This is a genomic window from Wolbachia endosymbiont (group A) of Andrena helvola, from assembly GCF_964028415.1.
GTDB lineage: Bacteria > Pseudomonadota > Alphaproteobacteria > Rickettsiales > Anaplasmataceae > Wolbachia > Wolbachia pipientis.
The window spans coordinates 527,437-549,804 of record NZ_OZ034779.1 but is presented as its reverse complement, the minus strand read 5'-3'; the positions used below and the strand labels follow the sequence as shown (position 1 = coordinate 549,804).

At 34.5% G+C, this 22,368-nt stretch carries 23 protein-coding genes, 1 tRNA gene and 1 pseudogene; 16 read left to right on the top strand and 9 right to left on the bottom strand.

Annotation, left to right across the window (positions count from 1 at the left end; genetic code table 11):
- Positions 1–110 precede the first annotated feature (110 nt).
- Positions 111–374: a translation initiation factor IF-1 gene (gene infA, locus ABWU73_RS02945; RefSeq protein WP_007550159.1), complete on the top strand. Its 264-nt coding sequence runs from the start codon at positions 111–113 to the stop codon at positions 372–374.
- Positions 352–948, top strand: coding sequence for a Maf family nucleotide pyrophosphatase (locus tag ABWU73_RS02940; protein ID WP_010082554.1), 597 nt, complete (start codon positions 352–354; stop codon positions 946–948). The genes infA and ABWU73_RS02940 overlap by 23 nt, the downstream gene beginning before the upstream one ends.
- Here ABWU73_RS02940 and ABWU73_RS02935 read toward each other — a convergent pair.
- Positions 940–3,618: a hypothetical protein gene (locus ABWU73_RS02935; RefSeq protein WP_209472823.1), complete on the bottom strand. Its 2,679-nt coding sequence runs from the start codon at positions 3,616–3,618 to the stop codon at positions 940–942. The two genes, ABWU73_RS02940 and ABWU73_RS02935, sit on opposite strands and share 9 nt — an antisense overlap.
- A 126-nt stretch (positions 3,619–3,744) precedes the next feature.
- Between ABWU73_RS02935 and ABWU73_RS02930 the strand changes: the two genes are divergently transcribed.
- Complete coding sequence (locus ABWU73_RS02930) at positions 3,745–4,011, top strand: hypothetical protein (RefSeq protein ID WP_353285506.1); 267 nt, start codon at positions 3,745–3,747, stop codon at positions 4,009–4,011.
- Here the strand turns inward: ABWU73_RS02930 and ABWU73_RS02925 are convergent.
- Entirely contained in the window at positions 3,965–5,308 is a 1,344-nt protein-coding gene (locus tag ABWU73_RS02925; protein WP_038198671.1) for an alanine:cation symporter family protein, read from the bottom strand. The two genes, ABWU73_RS02930 and ABWU73_RS02925, sit on opposite strands and share 47 nt — an antisense overlap.
- Positions 5,309–5,683: 375 nt before the next feature.
- On the opposite strand from ABWU73_RS02925, the gene ABWU73_RS02920 reads away from it, so the two are divergent.
- The 4 genes and pseudogenes from ABWU73_RS02920 (at position 5,684) to ABWU73_RS02905 (ending at position 7,918) form a co-directional block, all read left to right on the top strand.
- A complete protein-coding gene (locus tag ABWU73_RS02920) occupies positions 5,684–6,013 on the top strand; it encodes a transposase (protein WP_264329437.1) in 330 nt (109 codons plus the stop codon).
- A gap of 1 nt (position 6,014) precedes the next feature.
- The gene (locus ABWU73_RS02915; protein WP_264329489.1) at positions 6,015–6,632 is read left to right on the top strand and encodes a transposase; all 618 of its coding nucleotides are present in this window, start codon (positions 6,015–6,017) and stop codon (positions 6,630–6,632) included.
- A gap of 7 nt (positions 6,633–6,639) precedes the next feature.
- A complete protein-coding gene (locus ABWU73_RS02910; protein ID WP_190321476.1) occupies positions 6,640–6,786 on the top strand; it encodes a hypothetical protein in 147 nt (48 codons plus the stop codon).
- A 179-nt stretch (positions 6,787–6,965) separates the two neighbouring features.
- Positions 6,966–7,918: pseudogene (locus tag ABWU73_RS02905) on the top strand (IS110 family transposase).
- 156 nt (positions 7,919–8,074) lie between these two features.
- Here the strand turns inward: ABWU73_RS02905 and ABWU73_RS02900 are convergent.
- The 4 genes from ABWU73_RS02900 to ABWU73_RS02880 all read right to left on the bottom strand — a co-directional run bounded on the left by ABWU73_RS02900 (position 8,075) and on the right by ABWU73_RS02880 (position 11,672).
- Positions 8,075–8,578, bottom strand: coding sequence for a protein-disulfide reductase DsbD domain-containing protein (locus ABWU73_RS02900; protein ID WP_015589109.1), 504 nt, complete (start codon positions 8,576–8,578; stop codon positions 8,075–8,077).
- Between the two features lie 312 nt (positions 8,579–8,890).
- On the bottom strand, positions 8,891–9,364 hold the full coding sequence (locus ABWU73_RS02895) for a transposase (protein WP_250296353.1): 474 nt from the start codon (positions 9,362–9,364) through the stop codon (positions 8,891–8,893).
- A gap of 49 nt (positions 9,365–9,413) precedes the next feature.
- Positions 9,414–9,824, bottom strand: a complete 411-nt coding sequence (locus ABWU73_RS02890) for a transposase (RefSeq protein ID WP_151807722.1) — start codon at positions 9,822–9,824, stop codon at positions 9,414–9,416.
- Positions 9,825–10,073: 249 nt separating this feature from the next.
- On the bottom strand, positions 10,074–11,672 hold the full coding sequence (locus ABWU73_RS02880; protein ID WP_151807944.1) for a hypothetical protein: 1,599 nt from the start codon (positions 11,670–11,672) through the stop codon (positions 10,074–10,076).
- A gap of 302 nt (positions 11,673–11,974) precedes the next feature.
- Here ABWU73_RS02880 and ABWU73_RS02875 point away from each other — a divergent pair.
- From ABWU73_RS02875 to lpdA, 4 genes are all read left to right on the top strand, one after another.
- Positions 11,975–12,807, top strand: a protein-coding gene (locus tag ABWU73_RS02875) for an IS5-like element ISWpi1 family transposase (protein ID WP_341810292.1) whose coding sequence is annotated in 2 segments (ribosomal slippage) — positions 11,975–12,344 and positions 12,344–12,807 — 834 coding nt in all. Because the reading frame shifts where the segments join, the coding sequence is not laid out codon by codon here.
- A 484-nt stretch (positions 12,808–13,291) separates the two neighbouring features.
- Positions 13,292–13,459 (top strand): hypothetical protein, encoded by a 168-nt coding sequence (locus ABWU73_RS02870; RefSeq protein WP_182319366.1) that lies wholly within the window; start codon positions 13,292–13,294, stop codon positions 13,457–13,459.
- A gap of 323 nt (positions 13,460–13,782) precedes the next feature.
- Positions 13,783–14,205 (top strand): IS110 family transposase, encoded by a 423-nt coding sequence (locus tag ABWU73_RS02865; RefSeq protein WP_049973639.1) that lies wholly within the window; start codon positions 13,783–13,785, stop codon positions 14,203–14,205.
- A 75-nt stretch (positions 14,206–14,280) separates the two neighbouring features.
- The gene (gene lpdA, locus ABWU73_RS02860; protein ID WP_264329552.1) at positions 14,281–15,654 is read left to right on the top strand and encodes a dihydrolipoyl dehydrogenase; all 1,374 of its coding nucleotides are present in this window, start codon (positions 14,281–14,283) and stop codon (positions 15,652–15,654) included.
- A 5-nt stretch (positions 15,655–15,659) separates the two neighbouring features.
- On the opposite strand, the gene ABWU73_RS02855 is transcribed toward lpdA, so the two are convergent.
- A complete protein-coding gene (locus ABWU73_RS02855; protein WP_264329551.1) occupies positions 15,660–16,052 on the bottom strand; it encodes a hypothetical protein in 393 nt (130 codons plus the stop codon).
- A gap of 69 nt (positions 16,053–16,121) precedes the next feature.
- Here ABWU73_RS02855 and murG point away from each other — a divergent pair, with 69 nt between their 5' ends.
- Positions 16,122–17,153 (top strand): undecaprenyldiphospho-muramoylpentapeptide beta-N-acetylglucosaminyltransferase, encoded by a 1,032-nt coding sequence (murG, locus tag ABWU73_RS02850; protein ID WP_015589119.1) that lies wholly within the window; start codon positions 16,122–16,124, stop codon positions 17,151–17,153.
- On the opposite strand, the gene gshB is transcribed toward murG, so the two are convergent.
- Both gshB and ABWU73_RS02840 read right to left on the bottom strand, forming a co-directional pair.
- Positions 17,138–18,067: a glutathione synthase gene (gene gshB / locus ABWU73_RS02845; protein ID WP_264329550.1), complete on the bottom strand. Its 930-nt coding sequence runs from the start codon at positions 18,065–18,067 to the stop codon at positions 17,138–17,140. The genes murG and gshB overlap by 16 nt on opposite strands.
- Positions 18,068–18,127: 60 nt before the next feature.
- Positions 18,128–18,724: a BON domain-containing protein gene (locus ABWU73_RS02840; RefSeq protein WP_006279461.1), complete on the bottom strand. Its 597-nt coding sequence runs from the start codon at positions 18,722–18,724 to the stop codon at positions 18,128–18,130.
- 140 nt (positions 18,725–18,864) lie between these two features.
- Between ABWU73_RS02840 and ABWU73_RS02835 the strand changes: the two genes are divergently transcribed.
- From ABWU73_RS02835 to clpX, 4 genes are all read left to right on the top strand, one after another.
- Positions 18,865–18,946: transfer RNA gene (locus tag ABWU73_RS02835), tRNA-Leu, on the top strand.
- A gap of 158 nt (positions 18,947–19,104) precedes the next feature.
- A complete protein-coding gene (gene tig, locus ABWU73_RS02830) occupies positions 19,105–20,439 on the top strand; it encodes a trigger factor (protein ID WP_155968869.1) in 1,335 nt (444 codons plus the stop codon).
- Between the two features lie 11 nt (positions 20,440–20,450).
- Positions 20,451–21,077 carry an ATP-dependent Clp endopeptidase proteolytic subunit ClpP gene (gene clpP, locus ABWU73_RS02825; RefSeq protein WP_006280254.1) on the top strand — a complete coding sequence of 209 codons (627 nt, stop codon included), beginning with the start codon at positions 20,451–20,453 and terminating at the stop codon, positions 21,075–21,077.
- Positions 21,077–22,354: an ATP-dependent Clp protease ATP-binding subunit ClpX gene (clpX, locus tag ABWU73_RS02820; protein WP_006279985.1), complete on the top strand. Its 1,278-nt coding sequence runs from the start codon at positions 21,077–21,079 to the stop codon at positions 22,352–22,354. Before clpP ends, clpX begins: the two co-directional genes overlap by 1 nt.
- Positions 22,355–22,368 lie beyond the last annotated feature (14 nt).

Here is a 22,368-nt window from a genome sequence, read left to right as displayed (position 1 = left end):
ATGGTTGGGGTTAAGTTGCAACTTAAGTGGGGCGCAAAAGGTCTTTTGTGTTGATAATAATTTAAAATCTATAGTAGACTAAAAAAGATTATTAAATTATAATATAACATATGATAAAAGACGAGAAATCGAAAACAATTTTTGAAGTGGAAGGGGCAGTAACTGCTTTACTACCTGCAGCAGAATTTAGAGTGAAACTGGACAATGAACATGAGATTATCTGTCATGTATCAGGGAAAGTGAGAAGAAGTAAAATACGCATCATTATAGGGGATAGGGTGTTAGTTGAGATGAGCATTTACGATAGGAATGCGAGAAAGGGTAGGATCATTAGAAGGCTTAAAGGTACAAGTGACAGAACGATCTCTAAATAATCTTATTCTTGCTTCATCATCGAAAAGGCGTATAGCTTTACTAAAACAAATAAACATTGAGCCAGGTTTAATTTTGCCAGCAGATATAGATGAAGCCCCTTTAAAAAAGGAACTTCCGAAGGATTACTCAATCCGTATGGCAAAAAGTAAAGCTGAGAAAATACAAAGTTTAAATCCAAATTATTTTGTGCTTGGTGTTGATACAGTTGTTGCTTGTGGTAGAAGGATATTGCTCAAAGCTGAAAACGTTGAGCAAGCAGAAAAATGTATCCGCTTGTTATCAGGAAGAAGGCATAGAGTATACACCAGTGTATGTCTATTAACTCCCGATCAATCTAAACAACATATCAGGACTGTGGTTACAATAGTGAAATTTAAACGTCTCAGTGAACAAGAAATTAAGTATTATTTAGCATCAGAAGAGTGGAAAAATAGGGCGGGGGGATGCAATATACAAGGCCTAGCTGGAGTGTTCGTATTGTTCTTACGCGGCTCCTACTCTTCCGTTATAGGGTTACCATTACATGAAACCTATTGTTTGCTAAGCAATTATTTTAACTTCAATTTATATTGAAATACCTTTATTAGTATCTTTTTTTTGTTGTGACTCAGCAACCTGTTTAGCCCAATCTAGTGGTCTTTTATTTCTGTTAGCTAATGCAATTCTATTGCGATCATAACCATCAGTGTGTTCTGTTAAAGTATCTCCTCTTTCTTCTTCTATTACTCCAGCTTTCAGTTGTGCTTCATCTTTCTCTAGTAATTTATATAGTTCGCTATTTTTATCTACAGTTGGATTAGTGTCATTATTTTCTCGTTCTGCCACTGTTTTTTCTAACCACTTACGTATAGGGTCATATTGTTTACCTTCTCCTATCTTTTCTAAAATGTTTTCTGAGAATGAATCTTTAGGAATATTTTCTTTAGTAGCCTGTTGTGCCGGTTCTCTTAACCCTTTATCCGGGTTTCCCAATGCTCCTTTTAACTCACTCGTATCTCCGATTTCTTTTGGTTCAATGTTTTCTAAGCTCTTCTTTAACTGTTCAGGATTTACTTGAGATTGTTCATTATTGTCATGAGTTGGAGATGAATAGCCCGAATCGTTTGCTTTTATGTCTGTTGAGCTGTCTTTTAGCAACCCAACTTCTCTCAAGCGTTTTTTAGTTTCTTCGCTAATCTGACTCTGATCAGCTGGTTTTAACCCGAGATTTTCTTGACCTAATGTATTTTTAAGTTCTTCAAATAGAGTTAGATTACTTTGTCTAATATGTTCTTCTAATTTCCTTCCTACCTGTTTTAAATCTGTTTGAGATTTACTATCACTATTAGTTGGAGATATATAGCCTGAATCACTTATACTATTTGGTGTTGAAGCAGAGACACTAATAGTTGGACCTTCCACTATTTTTACATCTGCTAAATCGTCTTTTTGCAATCCATCTTCTTTATCTTGTGACAGTTTATCAGTAGGATCAACTTGCCTTAATCCTCTATTATCCTGCTGTGATCTATCTCTGATTTCTTTAAGAAGATTTTCAGGTGGAGTTTGATCACTTTGTTCAATGTTCTCTAAGCTCTTCTTTAACTGTTCAGGATTTACTTGAGATTGTTCATTATTGTCATGAGTTGGAGATGAATAGCCCGAGTCACTTTTATTATTGAGTGCTGTAGCAGAGAGCGGCTGTTCACTTTCTTTCCACTTAGCATCACTAGCATCTTGGTTATCACTGTTATCTGGAGAAGATGAATAAGGAATTATGTCCTTTAATGTCTCTAACGGTGATGGGTTATTTTTTCTACTTCCTGCAATTGATGCTTTTCTATCATCAACATCAATGTGCCGTAAGTTGTTTTTCTTGAAATTTCTGATGTCTTGTAACAGATCGCCTTTGCTATTTCCTTCTTGTTGCTGGGTTTTAGGTTGTTGCTGATCATTAGGTGTTTGCTCACTTCTATCTGGTTTTTGGCTTCCAGGTACAGCATGTCCAAATGTAGGATTGTCATACCGTTCATCTTCTTGCCTATTATCTTGATTGTGGCTTACAGACTTGGTGAAAGTAGAACTATCTGAAGAATCAGAAGTTGCACCTTTTTGCTGATTATTAGGTGTTTGCTCATTTTCGCGCAAGTCATCTGGTTTTTGGCTTCCAGATTTGGCTCCCCCTTGCTCATCGAAAACACCTTTTTTAGGTGGTAGTGAACTAGTTCTAGGTGGAAGTGGCGGAGGAGTTTTTTTGTTCTGAGGATTCTCCTCAAAAAGCGATTGTAGGTTATAAACTTGACCTCCCGAATTTGCTTCTCGTGCTGCTTGTCTAAGCTCACGCTTTTCTTTAGCCTCCTGAGAATTAATTTTATCGTCAAAATCTTTTCCAATTCCGCTATCGTAAGACTGCCTTCTGCTGTTAGATTGTAGTCCAAAATGTGAATGGTGGTCTTCTTTTTTTTGAGTTATATCAGTAGCTTGAACGCTAACACCTCTATTAACATCAATTCTTGTTGTAGTTTCAGATGATAGCTCGTTACTGTCTTTATTATGTTGCATCTCATTCGCTTTTCCTTGTCCTTTCTCCCTGAATTGTATTTCATGCAAGAATAAACCACCTATTTTTACATCTCTGTTTACTTCTAACCGTTCTAGAGAAAAATCATCACCTTTAACAAGGTCTACACCGTTAGCATCAATCTTAATTTTGATCTTACATTCCTTCCCCTCCGCATACCACTTTAAAGTCATTTCATATGAACCATCAGTTACGACATAATGTCTTATTTTTTTCCCTTCTTCCTCGGCAACAAAACCATGCATTCCGCTCTTTCCATCACTATGCAATGTTGAAAATCCCGAGATTTCATTCTTCTCACAAAAATCACTGTTTAAAAATTCGCTGATTTTAAACTCTTTTTTGTTATTTCCCAGCGTAATACTTGCGTGATTACCGTATATTGAAACTCCTGCAACATCATCAACATACTCTTTCAACCTTTCTTTAACTTCACTTTCAAGGTCTTGTCCAGCTTTCTTTGTCTTGTCGCATTTCTGAAGAATAACTCCATATGCTTTATCTTTGTTTTCTTCTTCGTCCCAATTCCAGTTGGCGTGTTTTGTTAAAAACTTTACTGTGTTAAAATCAACTCTAGCATTATAAATTGGGTCGTCTTCCTTTTTTATTTTATCAAATAAAGGAAAAATTTCTTGAATGCGCTCATTATAAATGTGTTCTTGTTGTGTATCGTTAGTGCCCATATATCCCTCACTAATAACCCTCTGCCTTTAGTTCTAGCTAATACTAGCTAATATAATTATCACAAGCATTGGTTGAATTTTTATTAAGGAAGGTTGTGTTACTAATGTGATGACACAAGCTATTTTATGGTAACATCAAACGATTTAAGTTGTCATTCCAGTCTGGAATCCAGCCTTTCACGAACCCCATCAAAAATGTTGTGTTTTAACATAAGATTAGCTACTTTTATGCTCACTAACTTAGTGCCAATCAAGATTCCTGGATCCCAGTGTCTGGGCACTGGGATGACATCCTTCTTGGCGGAAATCACTCTTATATCACAACAGCTGCATAGCCTAAATTGCTTTAGCTATAGCTCTGTTTTTGCAACTTCAAATATCTGCTACTCATAGTAAACACTTCTGGATCTTGAGAGGTTAGCTTGAGTATAGCGAGTATGTTGATAAACAACAAAGCAGCAATCGAGATATCAGCAACATCCCATAGCAACCGGACTTTACCTATCGCACCAAGCGGAATGATCATGGTAAAAATTACAATCCAGATTTTAGTGTATTTATTATCCATAGACACATAGCGTATTGTCTGTTTTGAGCAAAAAAACCAAGTAAAAATAGTAGTAAAGGCAAAACAAAACATTATGGCCATAATTAAATAGTCAATATAGGGCCAATTCATAGCTTTTCTAAAAGCAAATATGCACATGTTAGTACTCTCTAAATCAGTGACCCAAGAATCTGTGACAAGCAGTACCATTGTTGTAATAAACACTATGAATGCAACTATAAAAGGCGATATTATTGTGATTAGGCTCTGTTCAATAATAAATTTATTATTATTTTTCTTAGGAACAATTGAAGAATGTACGATTCCTTCGAGGCCAAGCCCTATATCTGTTGCAAAAATACCTCGCAAAGTTCCAACTTGAATAATAGTCAACATTTCTAAAATCAAACCTAGAGATAAACCAGAGTTAAAGCTACTAGTTGTAAAAAAACTGCTTGTTATTAGTTTTAGAGAAGGAAGAATATTTTCACTAAATTTAAATAATATGATACCGCAAAGTGTGAGGTAACTTACCGTCATTATCGGTATCATAGCCGATATAAAAATTTTAATTTTTTTTAAGCTGAGAGCTGCAACAACAAAAAATATTATGGCCATTACAATGCCACCAACAACTACAGGCACATCTATCATATTAAGTGGTATTGATAGAGAATTTACCTGAACAAGGTTACCAACTGTTATTGAAACCATCATCATGATAACTAGAAAGACAATTGTGGCCTTCCTAGAGTTAAACGCATCAGTCATGTAGGCTACAGGGCCACCTATAAACCGTTCGTTCTTTTCCTTTCTGGTTTTTATACTTAGATAACAAGTGACATATTTTATCACAGAAGTGATAACAATAATTATTGCCATCCATAAAATAGAGCCCGGTCCTCCGGTTTTTAGAGCAACAGCAGTTCCTGAAATATTTCCTACTCCTAAATTTCCCCCTAAAATTGTAAACAGAGCGGCTATAGAAGAAAATTTATTTTCTCCTTTTTTAGCTCCAAGGAGTGAAAGGGCGTATGGTAATCTAAATACCTGTAGCCATTTTAGTTTAATCGATAGGTAAACACCAGCAACTAGCATGAGTAATATTGTTGGCAGTAATAAAACAAACTTTACTGTATCCATCTGTAAAAGTGAGATTTTTATTTGAGTATACAACAAAAATTGAAAATACCTAACCTATTTTCTATGTATGACTTCGTTTCCGTCATTCTAGAAACCTTTTCTTGTCATCCAAGTAGCGTGACACATAACTGTACGAACATTGTAATATGGTACAATGTTAAGACGATGTCATTCCAGTGCTTGACACTGGAATCCAGCTTTTAATGCAACCCCTCACCAAAAATATTGTGTTTTAACATAAGGTTAGCTACTTTTATACTCACCAACTTAGTGTCCAATCTGGATCCCAGTGAGCTTTGTTGCATAGCAGCAGAAAAATTAGTGATTACTGACAAAATTCATTATAAATAGCGATTTAACTGTTGAAGAAAAAATATGCCACAAAAAATGAGGGTCAGTAACCATAGCGAATATAACAAATTTCTAGAAAAAAGAGGAAATATTTTTCATTATATCAACGAAGCCATAGAAAAGTGGTACGAGAATGGTCCAAAAATACCAGGTGGCAACAATATTTATAGCGATAAAATTGTAATTTTGGTGCACATAATAACTTGTTTATTTAGAATAGGCCTGAGGCAAACAGTTGGGTTTATAGCAGGATACCTTGAGCAAATTGGGAAAAATTTGCAAGTTATCAGCTATTCACAATCATCAAGAAGGTTTAAGAAACTCAATATTAAGATCAATGATTGCAGAAAATAATATGGAAGATATCGAAATTGCTATAGACAGTACAGGAATTAGTATATACAACAACACTCCTGGTCATAGCAAAGAAAATAGCGAAGATAGAAAGTATCGCAGCTATGAACAGACAAGAAAATTGCATGTAATGTTGAATACAAACAGCAAAAAAGCCATAGCTGTAAAATACAGTAACGGTGTCTACTCTGATCACTATGGAGCTTGTGATTTGCTAAAAGAAGTCGATTTTCAGTATGTCATAAAAGTACTATATGCAGATAGGGCATATGACAGAGAAAAGCTCTATAAGCTGTGTAATCAATATGGTATAAAAACGAAAATTCCTCCGAAAAACAACGCAGCAGAGCATCCAAAGTTAGACTATATGGCTGAGAGAAATTCTGCAGTCAAGCTCATAAAGTCATATGATGAAGATGGTATAAAGAAGTGGAAAAAAGAGATGAGTTATGGAAAAAGATCTTATATAGAAAGTTTTTTCTCGCGACTGAAACAAACATTCGGGTTTAGTTTTAGGAATAAATCTGAGACAAATAGAGAGAAGGAACTACTTGTTAAATGCTATTTGCTCAATAAGTTCACTGATATTGGTATGGCTAAATTTGAGATAGCTTCATAAATTTATTGTGCGTTACCTACTATCCGAAGAGCGATGCAACAAAGCCATCCCAGTGTCTGGGCACTGGGATGACATCTTTTTTCTTGGTACAAATTACTCTTATATCTCAATGTTCGTACAGTTAGTGCGTGACACTTGTATCTTTATGATGTGAGGCATTAGAGCTAAAATACCTCACAGGGAGGGTGAAGCTGATGCGACACTAATGCCATTAAGCCAGATTTTGCTTCCCTCCCATAGAGTTAAAGACTGAACAGTATCTTTTGGAATTATATCCCGTATTACAAGGTTAGTCTAAACTCTCAGTTTATTTATAGTCTTGGAGGCAATTTTATGCAAGTAAATGCTATTTTGGGTGTGGATATTTCAAAAAAGAAATTTGATGTTTGTTTGTTAGTGGACAGTAAAAAACGACACAAAGTCTTTCAAAATAATCAAGATGGTTTTGCAAAACTTGTAGTTTGGTGCAATGGCCATGGAGCAAATCTTACTCATTTATGTCTTGAAGCAACTAGTTGGTATGGAGAAGATTTGGCTACTTTTATGCACGATTTAGGACATAATGTCAGTATAGTAAACCCAGAAAGCTTTTGGCAAAAGTGAGCTGCTCAGAAATAAGACAGATAAATCAGATGCAGCTATGATAGCTAGATTTTGTATCGCCAACAAACCTGCTCTTTGGAAGCCCATTGCACCTGAAATGAGGCATTTGAGGGAGCTTTACCGTTGCATGCAATCGCTAAAAGATGATAAGGTGCAACAGACAAATCGCTTGGAAAACAAAAATATGCATTCCAGTTGCAAAGAAGCTATATCTAAAGTAATTTTGGCAATAGAGGAGCAAATTATTGTTCTCGAAAAAGAAATTAATGAGCATATAAATAACTATCCACATCTAAAAAATATGGTGGAAAACCTTAAGACTATAAAAGGTATAGGATATCTTACTGCTGTTGCTGTTGTCGCAGAAATGCCATCAGTTGATAACTTTGACAATGCTAAACAATTTACAGCTTTTGCTGCCAGGACATTATCAATCGGGATCGTCAGTAAGTAAGAGAAGTTGCATATGCAAAATAGGATCTGAGCGTATTCGAAAAGCTCTTTATATGCCAGCTATAGTAGTCAAAAACCATAATAATCATTTTCAAAAGTTTTGTCAGCGTCTAGCAAGTAAAGGCAAATGTCCAAAAGTCATAGTTCTTGCGTTAATGCGAAAATTAATGCATGTCTTTTTTGGTATTCTTAAAAATAATCAACCATTTAATTGTAATTTTGTTGGATAATTTGTTTGACAACAGAGACAGTATCTGGGATCTAAATTTTTTATGCGAAACCATTATGTTTATATACTTGTAGGCCCAAGTTCCTCACATAGTGAACAAAAAAGTAAATGAGATTCCAGTGTCACGCGCTGGAATGACACCTACCCCATGAGAACTCTATTTTTCATACCACTCATTTATAAGTTTATTGATATCAGAATCTATAAAATCCTTTAATGGTTGCCTGATTTTTATCTCAACATTTTTAGGGATGCACCTATCTTTACATATCGCATAATTTATATGGAAGTTAAGGTCAATATACCCTTGATTTAAAAATATATTCATCTTAAAGGGAAATAATACCATATCCTCATATACGTTACTTACAAACGTCTCTCTCCCTACTTTATCTTTATGTTCCTTTGGAATAGGCCAGTGAATATTTATATCTGATGCATTACCTTTGTAACTAATAGACGTGGGAAGGCCAAAATCTCCAGGATCTTTATAATATATGTGCCAGCCTGGTTCTACTGTAACCTTTATTGCACCTTTAAGAGTGAAGCTTGCTTCATTTATCTCGCCAATAAGTAAATCAAATTTTGCAATTTCCTCGTCAGCATATAGTTGAGCGCAAGAAAAAAATAAAAATAATATTAAATATATATATATTTTCATTAAGGTAAATTTCTCCTTTTATAGAGAAAGTAATTTAGATTTTAATTATTATATTTAATAGTATTATATAGATTATTTATTAATATAGCATTATGCTATAGCTAAACTGACTTACGACAATCTGAAAAACGACAAATTCGTCATTCCGCTACTTGTTAGCGGAATCTATGCCGAGATACCGCAAATGAATCCACAACTGTACGAACATTGTGATTTTGGCCCATAAGGAGGGTGTCATCCCAGTGCTTGACACTGGGATGGCTTTGTTGCATCACACTTTATGAGATGGTGATTTATGGTAAATTCATGTAACTATCTCAAATTTAGCCATACCAATATCAGTGAATTTATTAAGCAAATAGCATTTAGTTCTTTTTCTCGATTTATCTCAGATTTATTCCTAAAACTAAATCCAAATATTTGCTTTAATCTTGAGAAAAACCCTTCAATATAAGATCTTTTCCCATAATTTACTTCTTTTTTCCATTCTTTCATGCCATCTTCACCGTATAATTTTATTAACCTAATAGCAGCATTCCTGTCAGACATATAATCTATTTCTGGATGTTCTGCCGCATTGTTTATTGGTGGAATTTTTGTCTTTATATCATATTCGTTACACAACTTATAAAACTTGTGCCTATCACATGCTCTATCTGCATATAGTGCTTTTATGGCATGCTGAAAATCAACTTCTTTTAGCAAATCACAAGCTCCATAGTGATCAGAGTAGACACCGTTACTGTATTTTACAGCTATGGCTTTTTTGTTGTTTATATTCAACATTACGTGCAATTTTCTCGTTTGCTCATAGCCACGATATTTTCTGTCAGTGCTATTTTCCTTGCTGTGTGTTGTTGTATATACTAATTCCTGTACTGTCTATAGCAATTTCGATATCTTCCATATTATTTTTATCAATTCTGCAATCATTTATCTTAATATTAAGTTTCTTAAACCTTCTTGATGCTTGTGAATAGCTGATAACTGCCAAATCTCTTCCTATTTGTTGCAAATACCCTTTTATAAACCCGACTGTTTGTCTTAAACCAATTCTAAAGAAACTGACGATTATATGCACCAAAATCACAACTTTATCACTATAAATATAGTTGCCGCCCTGCATTTTTGGACAATTCTCGTACCAATTTTCTATGGCGTCATTGATATAACAAAAAATGCTTCCTCTTTCTTGGAGAAATTTGTTATATTCATGGCAGTTACTGACTCTCATTTTTTGTGGCATATTTTTTCTTCAACAGTTAAATGGCTATTTATAATGAATTTTGTCAGTAACTGCCAGTTCTTTTCACTTGAGCGATGCAACAAAGCCCACTGGGATCCAGAAAATTTGATTGTGTACTATACAACATTTTCGATTAAAAGCTGGATTCCAGTGTCAAGCACTGGAATGACATCACAGGGGCACTGGAATTTTTGTTTCAATATTTGTACATTAGCCATGCATCTGAACAGATACTGTAAATTAGCTATATTACATTAGCCCATCAGATGAGTTGTAATGGTTATAATTGTCTGATAAGTGATCTCTAACATCGTGACCTAACTCATTGGCATCAGGCTTAACTTCGTGATCTAACTCATTAGCATCGAGCTTAAACAAAGAAGGATTATCATCAGATTGTTGATTAGACTCTTTCTCTTTCGACCCAAATAACCATGAAAAGAGTGATGAGATAGAATCAATAATGGATTTAATTGTTGAAAAAATATTGGATAAGAAATTACTGGGTTGCTGAGTATCCTCTTCGGCTGATTCTGGTTCAGGCTCTTTTCCTGCTGTGTCATCCACATCTTCTTCAGGTTTACTTCTGCTTATAAGTGTCTTATCTAACCATTTGAATATATTCTTGTCTAGATTATGAAAATACATTTGACTTATCTCCTTATTTTCATCAACGTAAATCACTAAAGTTGTATTCTCATTCCCCAATCCATCACATTCACTAACGAGCGATTCATGAGAGTTCTTAATGTCTTTGATAAATTGAAGTTTTTCTTCTTCTGCTGAAAGATAATCTCTGTGTTCTGCTCTATAAGTGGTGCCTTTGTATTTAAAACTAAACATTGATTCACGATCTTCATATTCATCTAGTCCAGAATTCTTGACACGTTGTATAATTTGAAATTTCTCTGCTTCTGAAAGGTCCTTGAGGTATATACTACCAGTTGTATCTTTATATTTAAATTTAAACATCCATCCATGGTCTTCATATTCATCTAGTCCAGAACTCTTGACACGTTGTATAATTTGAAATTTCTCTTCTTCTGAAAGGTTTAGGCGGTATACACTACCAGTTGTACCTATGTATTTAAAAATAAAACTCCATCCATCGTATTTATATTCATCTACACCCATCTGCTTGCAAATAGCTTTATAATTTTTTTCTTCTACTTCTCGTCCAACAACATTTGCTATGAGTTCAGTATCCAGAATACTCAAAGTTTGGACTGTTGCCGATGGTGAAAAACACAATTGAAATATGTGGCCTAGCTCATGACCTAGAACAAAATCCATGGCACTTTGCTTATATGTCAGAATATTCTGACAATCTGTTACTCCTCGTGTAATATATCCTGGACTACCATCTTCATCTATGCCGAGAAGATTGTTATACTTTGTATAATCGCTTCTATTATTGAAAATGTAAACCGTTATATTTTTACTTATGCTACTATCTTTGAAGCAAAACTTTTCTTTAAATGCCTCATAGGCAGTTTTAATGTCTGTTTCTATTTGGTTTTGTTCCTGCTCAGATAAGTTGTCGTATTTTATAGTACAATTTATATACCCGTATTTAACGGTAAAGCTGTTAGACAAAACATCATGTATATTTGTGGAAAAATAATTGAACTGCTTTGACTCGGCTTCCTTATACAATTGATGCCCATATTTATCACTAGAATACTTTGGTAGTTTAGGTACTTTGGCAATTAAGTTTTTGTTACTATCAAAAAAAGAAATATCAGAATTACCAATCCTAAAATCCTTTATAGATTGCCCGCAAGTGCCATCATTTGCACAATCATGATTATCTTTCTTATTAAACCATGCGTTGGTGTATTTTTCCATTTTGATACCTCACTACCAAACCTTACTATATTATTATCTTGGTAAAAATCATAATAATTCGTTAACTTGTATTTTAAATCTGTATCAAATGTGCTTTTCTCGTAAGGTATCAATTGTGAAGTAATTAACTTTATTTGTTTAAAATTTTGCTAAAATAGCTCTTTTTATACTATGTTTTATATAGCTAAACTGACTTAGATTTATTGACAATTTGAAAAACAAAAATTCGTCATTCCGCTACTAGAGGTTGTCCGGAAACTAGTAAAAGGCTATAATATCTGAAATTTTAGTACGGGGTAAAGATGAGAAAAAAGTATCCAACAGATCTAAGCGAAAGGGAATGGGCAAGAATAGAAAAACACTTCAGAGTATCATACAAGAAAGGAGGAAGGCCGCCAAAGTATAGCAAAAGAGAAATATTAGAAGCAATTTTCTATGTATTGCGTACAGGGTGTCAATGGCGGCATTTACCAAATGATTTTCCGCTATGGAAGACTATGTATGAGCAGTTCAGGCAATGGAAGAAGCAGGGAATTTTTGAGAAAATGAATTATGAAATTACAAAATATAGTAGAAGAAAAATAGGAAGGAATGAGCAGCCGAGTGCCTGTATAGTAGATAGTCAATCTGTAAAGACTACAGAAAAGGGGGGATCAAAGGCTATGATGGAAGTAAAAAAGTAAAGGGTAGAAAAAGGCATATAATTACAGACACTCAGGGTTTTATACTAGGTTGTTACGTAGGCGCTGCTAACGAAAATGATAGAGATGGTATTAAAATAGCATTAAACAATATGAGAACAAAATATACTAAAGTTAAAAAAATGTGGGCTGACATGGGATACCAAGGAAGAAATTTAAAGAATCACATAAAGGAAGAATATGACATAGATATTGAAATTGTTAAAAGGCCTCCATGTAGATTTTGGGTGCACAAAGATACGCCACCTGAGCTACTACCAACAAGAGAACAAGGGTTTAAAGTACAGCCAAGAAGATGGGTTGTAGAAAGGACTTTTGCTTGGGTTAATAGGAATAGAAGGCTATCGAAGGAGTATGATTTACTCACAACATCCACTGAGAATTTCATATACCTAGCTATGAGTAGGGTTATGTTAAAGAGGGAATATGCTTGAATTTACTAGTTTCCGGACAACCTCCTATAGTATTTTCTAAAACGAATGATAAACGTCTAAAATGGTATTACCAACTAAAAGGTGTAAGTTTGTACATTGATGCATTAGAGGTCTGAGGCGACTTTTGATGGTGTGCCAACAATGCTCTATCGGATTTAGATCTTACTATTACCCACAAATATAAATGTTTGTTGCATAGCTCTTAATGGCATAACTTTTGCTTGAAATAACTGTTTATATGGTGCAATTTACAGCTTTTAGTTGCTAAAATTATAACTCTTAGTTTAATAATTTTAGTCTAATAAGCTTTCAGGTTAATAAAATTAAATTATTTGAGTAAATACAATATTATGTTTTTATTTGTGGGTAATAGTAAGGCTTAAAGCAAAATGTAGTACGAACGGTAGGTGGATCTAAAAGATCGAATTACAATCCTGTATACAGCATTTTGCATTATTGTTTGATTATATTTATAGGTACAAAAATGGCTAGAATAATTTTCATGGGAGTAGATGTTTCCAAGGAAGCATTGGACATCTCAATTAATGGCAAGCATAAGCGCATAGCAAACGTGAGTGATGCTATATCTAAGTTTATAGAAACAAATATAGTCGATTTACCCATCAAGTTATGTGTAAACTGGTGGCTATGAAAAGCTCATTATAAAATTGTTGCAAGATAACTGTCCATAAAGCTCACCCGAATCGGGTATATGCATTTGCCAAAGCTTGCAATCATTTTGCAAAAACTGACAAGTTAGATGCTAAATTACTGGAAAAATACGCTGAATTTGTCAGTAAAGACGGTGAAGTAAAAGGATGTATAATTTCACAAAAGCAAGAGGAATTAAAGGAGCTGGGGGCAGTTGAGCGTAATTTAAATGATGCAATTCATGCAAACAAGTGTCGCCTGCAAAGTGCGACGGGAAAAGCTAGAGAATACATAGAAAGACAGATAGGGTTTGCTGAAAAACAATTGAAAGAAATTAGGCAAGACATAGAAGACGCAATAGCTGAATTGAAAGGAAAAAATGAGCTTTTAATCAGCTATAAAGGTATTGGGTCAAAGACGGCGAGCGTTCTACTGACAGAGGTGCCTGAGCTTGGTAGATTAGAGAATAGAGAAATTGCATGCTTAGTTGGAGTTGCACCTAAAACTAGTGAAAGTGGAAGAAAAGTTGGCAAAGCTCAAATCAAAGGAGGCAGGTTTTATGCAAGGAAAGCACTATACATGTCAGCTCTTGTTGCTATGCGCCACAACAGAAAAATGAAAGCGTTTTATCAGCGTTTGGTTGATTCTGGCAAAGCTGCTAAGGTTGCATTAGTTGCTGTCATGAGAAAAATTATCGTTTGTTTAAATGCCATGATAAAAAATAACAACTTTTATCTTGACTCTTAAGACGGTAGATGACAGACCATTGATTGTATGGGTTCCATCTGTTATATATAATCTTTTTGAATACGAAGAAAACTGATGAATGAGTATGATATTACGGTTATAGGTAGCGGTCCTGGTGGTTATATAGCGGCAATTAGGGCGGCACAGCTTGGGTTTAAAACTGCAATTGTGGAAAAAGAAAAAAATTTAGGCGGTATATGCTTAAATTGGGGATGTATACCAACAAAATCACTGCTTAGAGCATCTGAGGTTTATAGGCTAATAAAAAGATCAAAAGAGTTTGGTATAGAAGTAAAGGGAGCGAATTTTGATATACAATCAATAGTGAAATACTCAAGAAACGTTGTTGATAAATTGTCAAGCGGTGTTGCATATTTGATGAAAAAAAATAATATCAAAGTTCATCAAGGTTTTGGTAAACTTGCAGGCAATAGTACTATAAAAGTCGTTAGCGATAAGGAAGAACAAGAAATTGTTTCCAAGCATATCATTTTAGCAACAGGCGTGAGGGCACGGAATCTGCCTGGAATAGAGGCAGATGGAGATTTAATATGGAATGCGCAGCACGCTATGACTCCAGAGAGATTACCAAAATCGCTACTAATTATAGGGTCTGGTGCAATTGGAATAGAATTTGCAAGTTTTTATAGTACTTTGGGGGTTGATGTAACAATCATAGAGATAAAGAGCACTATTTTGCCGCTGGAGGATAAGGACATTTCAGATTTAGCACAAGAAATATTCACAAAACAGGGGATAGAAATATATACAAGCAGTAGCGTAAAAGCTCTTACTAAAAGTAAAGACTCTGCTCAAGTGCTACTAAGTAGTGGTGAGAGCAAAGAATTTGAGAGGGTGATTGTTGCGGTTGGAATTCAAGCAAATATTGAAAATATAGGTTTAGAAAATACAAAAATTAAATTAAGCCCTTCTGGCTTTATTGAAACGAATGAATGGTATGAAACTAGTGAATCAAATGTGTATGCAATAGGTGATGTAGCTGGCCCACCATGTTTAGCACATAAAGCGAGCCATGAAGCCGTGATCTGCATTGAAAAGATTGCTGGTAAAAATGCTCATGCGTTAAAAAAAGAATGCATACCAAATTGCACTTATTCTCATCCACAAATAGCGAGCATCGGCCTTACTGAGGAACAGGCAATAAAAGGTGGGTATGATATAAAAATAGGAAAATTTTACTCTAACTTTAATGGTAAGTCTGTTGCACTCAGTGAAACTGAAGGGTTAGTGAAAACGATTATAGATAAAAAAACCGGAGAAATTCTGGGTAGCCACATGATAGGTGCAGAAGTAACGGAGTTAATTAGCAATTTTGCTCTTGCAAAGCAACTAGAAGGAACAGACTTCGACATAAAATCTACGATTTTTCCTCATCCAACCATTTCAGAGATGATACATGAATCAGTGCTTGCTGCAGATGTTAAATAGTTGAACTAACGTTCCATCGTTTTAGAGTTGTCAATGTCTTGAGTAGTAGTTTGATTAGGCACTTTAGTTTCAATAGATTGATTACCACCAGCATCAGAATTCTGTAACTCTTCTTTCAATCCCTTAGCTGCTTCTTTAACTTCAAGCTTTGCCTTTGGATGAAGATCTTCTGGGCCTTTTCCTTTAGTATCCAAACCTTGTTGTAGATTAGTGTTTTTCATTTTATTATACTGCTCGTGCTCAGGTAGGTCAACGACCGAATTGAAAAGAATTTTTATTATATTTTTTAGCAGTTCTAAAAAACCTCCGCTTCTGCCTTCTCTTTGTTCTTGAGGTTTATTTTTCTCATTAGGTTCTTTTTTACTATTACTTTTAGGCATTTTTAACTCAACTATCATAACGCTTAATAAAATTCTACGTGCAAATTGTTAAATAACAGTTAACAATCTAGGATTTATTATTTACAGATGGATATTATTTTAGCAACAGGTGGCACAGGTGGGCATATCTTTCCGGCCATAGCTTTAGCAAAAGCACTAAAGACACAAGGATACAATTGCATATTATTCACTGATAAAAAAACAAATAAAAATACCGACATAGAAAGCTACACCTTACCATTACGTAGACCAAGCAGCAACAAATTTAAGTTTTTCCTTTTCTTGATATACAGCTCTATGTTAGCACTGTATCAAGTAAGAAAATTAAAACCAAAATCGGTCATTGGTTTTGGTAGCTATGCTTCTTTTCCAACTCTTCTTGCAGCAAGAGTTCTTTCTATACCTATAATTTTACATGAACAAAACACAGTTTTAGGGAGAGTAAATAGATTCTTTTTCAAGAGTGCAAAATTAATTGCAACCAGCTTTCCGGAGACTAAATATGCAGAGGGCAATAAATGTATTTTTACAGGAAATTTTGTTGATATAAAAGCACAGAGCCATTCTAGCACTGAGAAAATCCTAAATATATTGGTCATAGCAGGCAGCCAAGGTGCAAATTTTTTTGATGATGTAGTAAGCAGCGTAATTTGTGATTTACCTATTAAAATGAAAAAGAAAATTAGAGTGACGCAGCAATGTACGAAGAAAAATGTAAACAAGGTCAAAAGTCTATACAAAAGTGAAAAGATCGATTGTGAATTGAGTGAATTTTTTGATGATATGGAGAATAGACTGGCCAATGCTCACTTGGTAATTAGCAGAGCAGGAGCAACTTCAATAGCAGAGATCACTCTTGCTAGGCGTTCTGCTATATATATTCCTTACCCTTACTCAAAAGATAATCACCAATTTTATAACGCAAAATATATTGAAGACTCGAGAGCAGCTATAATAGTTGAGCAGAATAGTGAAGCAAAAAAAAATCTAACAGAGGTACTATTTGATCTATTAAATAATTCTCAAAAATTGCGTGATATGACCAATAGTACAGAAAAAACAGGGATAAAGAATGGGACTACTGAGTTTGTTAAGGTGATTGTTCACAGGTTTAGTTGATGGCTGCTTGCTTTTTCTTCAAACACGTCCCAAAGATCCTTTTCTAGCGATATATTATACAATTTATTGATATGAACTACTCCCGTGGGTGAAGTTGTGTTAATTTCGAGCAGGAAGTCATCTATAATATCAATACCAACAAATATTAGCCCTCTTTTCTTTAATTCAGGACCAATTTTGTTACATATTTCATTGTTTCTATCGTTCATTTGAGCGGGCTCAAAACTTGCTCCAAGTCGCATGTTTGTTCTGATCTCTCCACTGATTTTTGGAATTCGTTTCATTACACCAATTGGTTGGCCATAAAGTAGCAATATTCTTTTATCTTTATCTATGTTTTTACAAAATGATTGTGCAATCACAGGGCATTCGTATTTTGCTATCATGAGATCCACTACTACATGAATACTATTCTCATCTTGTATTCTTATCACATCGTTTCCTCCATAACTATACAATGGCTTCAGAATAATATCTTGATAGTTGTAGTAGAAATCTCTAATCATTGATATATTTTCAGTAATCAAAGTTGGCGGAATTAGCTCTGGAAATAATGAAGTTATCAATTTTTCAGGACAATTTCTTATTTCTGTTGGATTGTTAATTACCAATGCGCTGGTTTTTTCTAAGATATATGTTGTTGTAATATAACGCATATCAAAGGGTGGATCCTGTCTGATAAATATGATGTCCATTTCATTCAAGTTGATTGCTACATCCTCTTTAGAGATAAAACTAAAATCATCAACGCTGACTTTCTGAGCCAGAGCAATTGGATGGTTTAGCTTTAGTGCTAAATTGTTAGGAGCATAGACAAAAACTTCGTGCTTCCTCCTTTGTGCTTCCTTTATTAGCACGAATGTAGTGTCAGTTTCAAAATTTATATTTTCATCCATCTGAAAGGCAATTTTCATTTATGTTCTCTACCTATTGTCACAACTGTACAAATGTTATAATTTGAAAGCGATTTTTGCCTAATGGCGTAACTTACTGTACCTGTATCGTACATAACTTACAACTTGTTTTACTCCCTTTACTTTTCTTGCAATTGCTATTACAGCTTTTAATTCCGCTTTATTTTGGGCTATACCCATCAAATAAACAACTCTATCAACCGTATTAACGCTATAATTAATTGACTTAATATTTCTTTTTCCCAGGAGTCTTGTTCTTATTTCCGCTGTTATCATGCCATCTACAGTGGTGTCTAGCATGGAAGCCATTTGAATTGGTATTACTCTTATTTCATTTATCACTTCTTTAATTTCTTTTTGCTGCCAAGCTATTTTTTCTGCTGTAAGTTGTTTTTCAGGAGTGTCAACACTTCCAATGAGCAATACTCTTCCTTCACTTACTTTAACCTTTATGGATGAAAATAGCCCATGTTTTAAGAGCCCCTTATTAATTCTGATGACCATAGTCGTATCATCAATGATATTTCCCAAGGATTTGTCCTGCATTGTTATTGCTGTTGCTGTCGCTGTAGCCACCACACCACCTATTATAAGGGTTGTGCAACCACTTTGTGTAATCAAAAAAATTGCGAGCAAGAAGCTTGTTATTAATCTCATTATTGATTTTCAGGGTTTAGAGCTTTCATTAAGAAATGTTAATAAGCTTTTTTGATTGTGTAAATACCATAAATTAAGTAAGACTTTAAACCTTGAATATTTTTAATGGAATACCTATAATAGGGTACTAAAAATTTCTTGCGGATATGGCGGAATTGGTAGACGTGCCAGGTTTAGGTCCTGGTGAGCTTGCTCGTGGGGGTTCAAGTCCCTCTATCCGCACTTTAAAGTCATGTAACTTAGGTTTTAAGGGAAAATTTATAATCACTAAATACACTTTTGTTTGTGTAAAAACCTGTTCTTAAGGATTGTGTTTAACTTAAATTCTGGTAAAATGACTCTATTAAGATATGAATTAAAATGTTAATAAATGAATTATGATGTCTAATAATATACCTCAAAATACAGTCGAAGTAAGTAGCGTATATACCTACAAAGAGCTTAGTATAGATAAACTAAAGTATGAGTATGAAATCACAGTTGGTAGTGATTATATAAAACAAAAGGTAAATTCCAGGTTGCAAGAGATAGCAGAAAATGCAAAATCACCTGGATTTAGGGCTGGAAAGATGCCCTATGACCTTGTTGTTGCAAATTATAAAAACGAGGCTTTGGAATATGTGATAAATAATACAATTGATTATTGCTCAAGTGATTTGATGAAAAAAATTGAAGTCAAGTCTCACATTTATCCTAAGGTTGATGTTATATCATTACCAGATCTGGGCAAAGAAAATGAGGAGGGCAATTTTGTATACAAGCTATCTTTTGAGTCGATGCCTGAAGTACCGATGATAGATCTTGACAAAATAAACTTAAAGAAAATTGAAGCAAAGATTGAAGAGGAAGATATAAAAGAATTTATTGATTCTATCAAAACAAAGTTCCCCAATTTTGCCTCTGTTGATGATGCTTCTTATCAAGCGAAAGATGGGGATAAATTGATAATTGATTTTGAAGGGCGGATTAGGAATAAGCTCTTTCAAGGTGGAAGTAGCAAAGATTTTGCCGTTAATTTAGGGTCTGGCACATTTATTAATGGTTTTGAAGATCAATTAACTGGTATGAAAAAGGGAGAAACAAAGAACTTTAAGTTGAAATTTCCTGAAAATTACCAAGCCATTTCCCTTGCAGGACAGGAAGCTGATTTTTCTGTGCGAGTTAATGAGATTCAAATTGCCAAAGATTTTGAAAATGATGATGAAATAGCTAAGAGTATTGGGTTTAAAGATTATTCTTTGCTAATAAATCATGCAAAAAAAATGATTGGTGATCAGTGCACCGAAATGAGAAATCTCTTAATTAAAAAGGAGCTGTTTGATTATTTGGATGCTAATTATAGTTTTGATTTACCCACAGACATAGTAAAACAGGAGCAACAAAGAATGGAAGGAGAATTGGGTGCTCAAAATGATTCTCGTAAAGAAGCTGAAAAACGTGTAAAGCTTGCTATGTTATTTATGAAATTTAGTGCAGAACATAAAATATCATTAACTCAAAATGATGTTTTGAGTGTTATTGTAAATCAATATGTCAGTAAAGATGTGCAATTTGACAGAGTACTTAAGCATTTTGAATCAAATAAACAATTTCAAGAATTAGTTAGAGGGCAAGCGCTTGAGTATAAAGTGACAGATTATATAATAGAAAAAGTTAGTAAAGAAGAGCAGATTGTTTCTGTGAAAGAATTAAAGGAATTATTTGATAATATTTAATAGGAAAAGGTATGACTCTTATACCAATTGTAGTTGAACAAACTAGTCGCGGTGAGCGCGCTTATGACATATATTCAAGACTAGTGAAAGAAAGAATAATTTTTGTAACAGGTCCTATTGAAGACAATATGGCCAGTGTAATAGTAGCACAGCTTTTATTTTTAGAATCGGAAAATCCCGATAAAGACATTTGTATGTACATCAACTCACCAGGTGGTGTTGTAACTGCTGGTTTGTCGATCTACGATACAATGCAGTATATAAACCCAGACGTTTCAACTTTATGTATAGGTCAAGCTGCGTCTATGGGTTCTTTATTGCTTGCAGCTGGTACAAAAGGTAAGCGCTACTCTCTACCTCATTCAAGAATTATGATACATCAGCCATCTGGTGGTTATCATGGTCAAGCAACTGATATAGAAATACATGCTAATGAAATTTTGCGGGTTAAGAAAAAACTAAATCAAATTTATGAAAAACATACTGGAAATTCACTGAAGAAAATTGAAGGAATGATGGAAAGAGATAAATTCATGGATCCTGAAGAAGCAAGGAAAATTGGCTTAATTGACAGGGTGATAGCTGAGCGTACAGATATTGAAATTGAAAATATTAAAGTTAAACAAAAGGTGGGTTAATGGATAACAATAATGATTTACACTACTGTTCTTTTTGCAACAAGGCGCAAGATGAAGTAGATAAATTGATTACTAACTCTTCGGATGGTTTAAAGGTGTTTATTTGTAATGAGTGCATAGAATTATCCCATAAAGCAATAAGTCAAAAGAAAGATAGATCTTTTAATTCAGATCGTATATCTGATATGAAGCTATTACTAAAGAAACCTGAGGATATAAAAAACTTTCTCAGCAAGCATGTTGTAGGTCAAGAACACGCGCAACACGTTTTATCTGTAGCTATGTATAACCATTGTCAATCCATGGTACAATTTCATGCTATAAGTGATATTGAAATCGAGAAGTCAAATATAATGCTTATTGGTCCCACTGGTTCTGGTAAGACTTTGCTAGCCAAAACACTTGCTAAAGTTTCAGATGTGCCATTTGCTATGGCTGATGCGACAACTTTAACTGAGGCAGGTTATGTGGGTGATGATGTAGAAAGCGTGTTGTCGCGTTTATTACAAGCTGCAAATTATGACGTTGTAAAAGCACAGCGTGGTATAGTGTTTATAGATGAAATAGACAAGATTACAAGAAAATCTGAAAGCACTTCAATAACCCGTGACGTTTCAGGTGAAGGGGTCCAGCAAGCTCTGCTTAAGATTATGGAGGGTACAGTTGCTTATGTTCCGCCACAAGGAGGGCGAAAACACCCACAACAAGAGTTTATACAAGTGGATACTAGTAACATACTGTTTATTTGTGGAGGAGCTTTTGAAGGCCTCGATAAAATTATTGAAGCGAGAAAAAAGGGAACGTCAGTTGGCTTTGGAGCAGATATAAGTCAGTCTAAAGAGCAAAAGAAAAAGAATGCTTTACATGATGTTCAACCTGAAGATTTAATCAAATTCGGTTTAATACCCGAATTTGTAGGGCGGGTTCCAATAACTGCTGTTTTAGATGAGCTGGATCATGAAGATTTAATACATGTGTTGACAGAGCCAAGGAATGCACTAATAAAACAGTACAAAGCATTGCTTGCGTTTAGCAAAGTAAACCTTGAGTTTTCAGATGAAGCAATATCAGCTATTGCTAAAAAGGCTATAAGCTACAAAACAGGTGCAAGAATGTTACGTGCTATCTTGGAGTCACTTTTGCTTGACATTATGTATACATCTGGAAACGGAGGCTTTGAAGGTAGCACTATAGTAATCACTAAGAAAATGGTAGAATTAGGAAAAGCAACGGTTAATCATAATAACAATGGCAATGTTATAACGGTTAATGATTAATTTGAGGCATATAT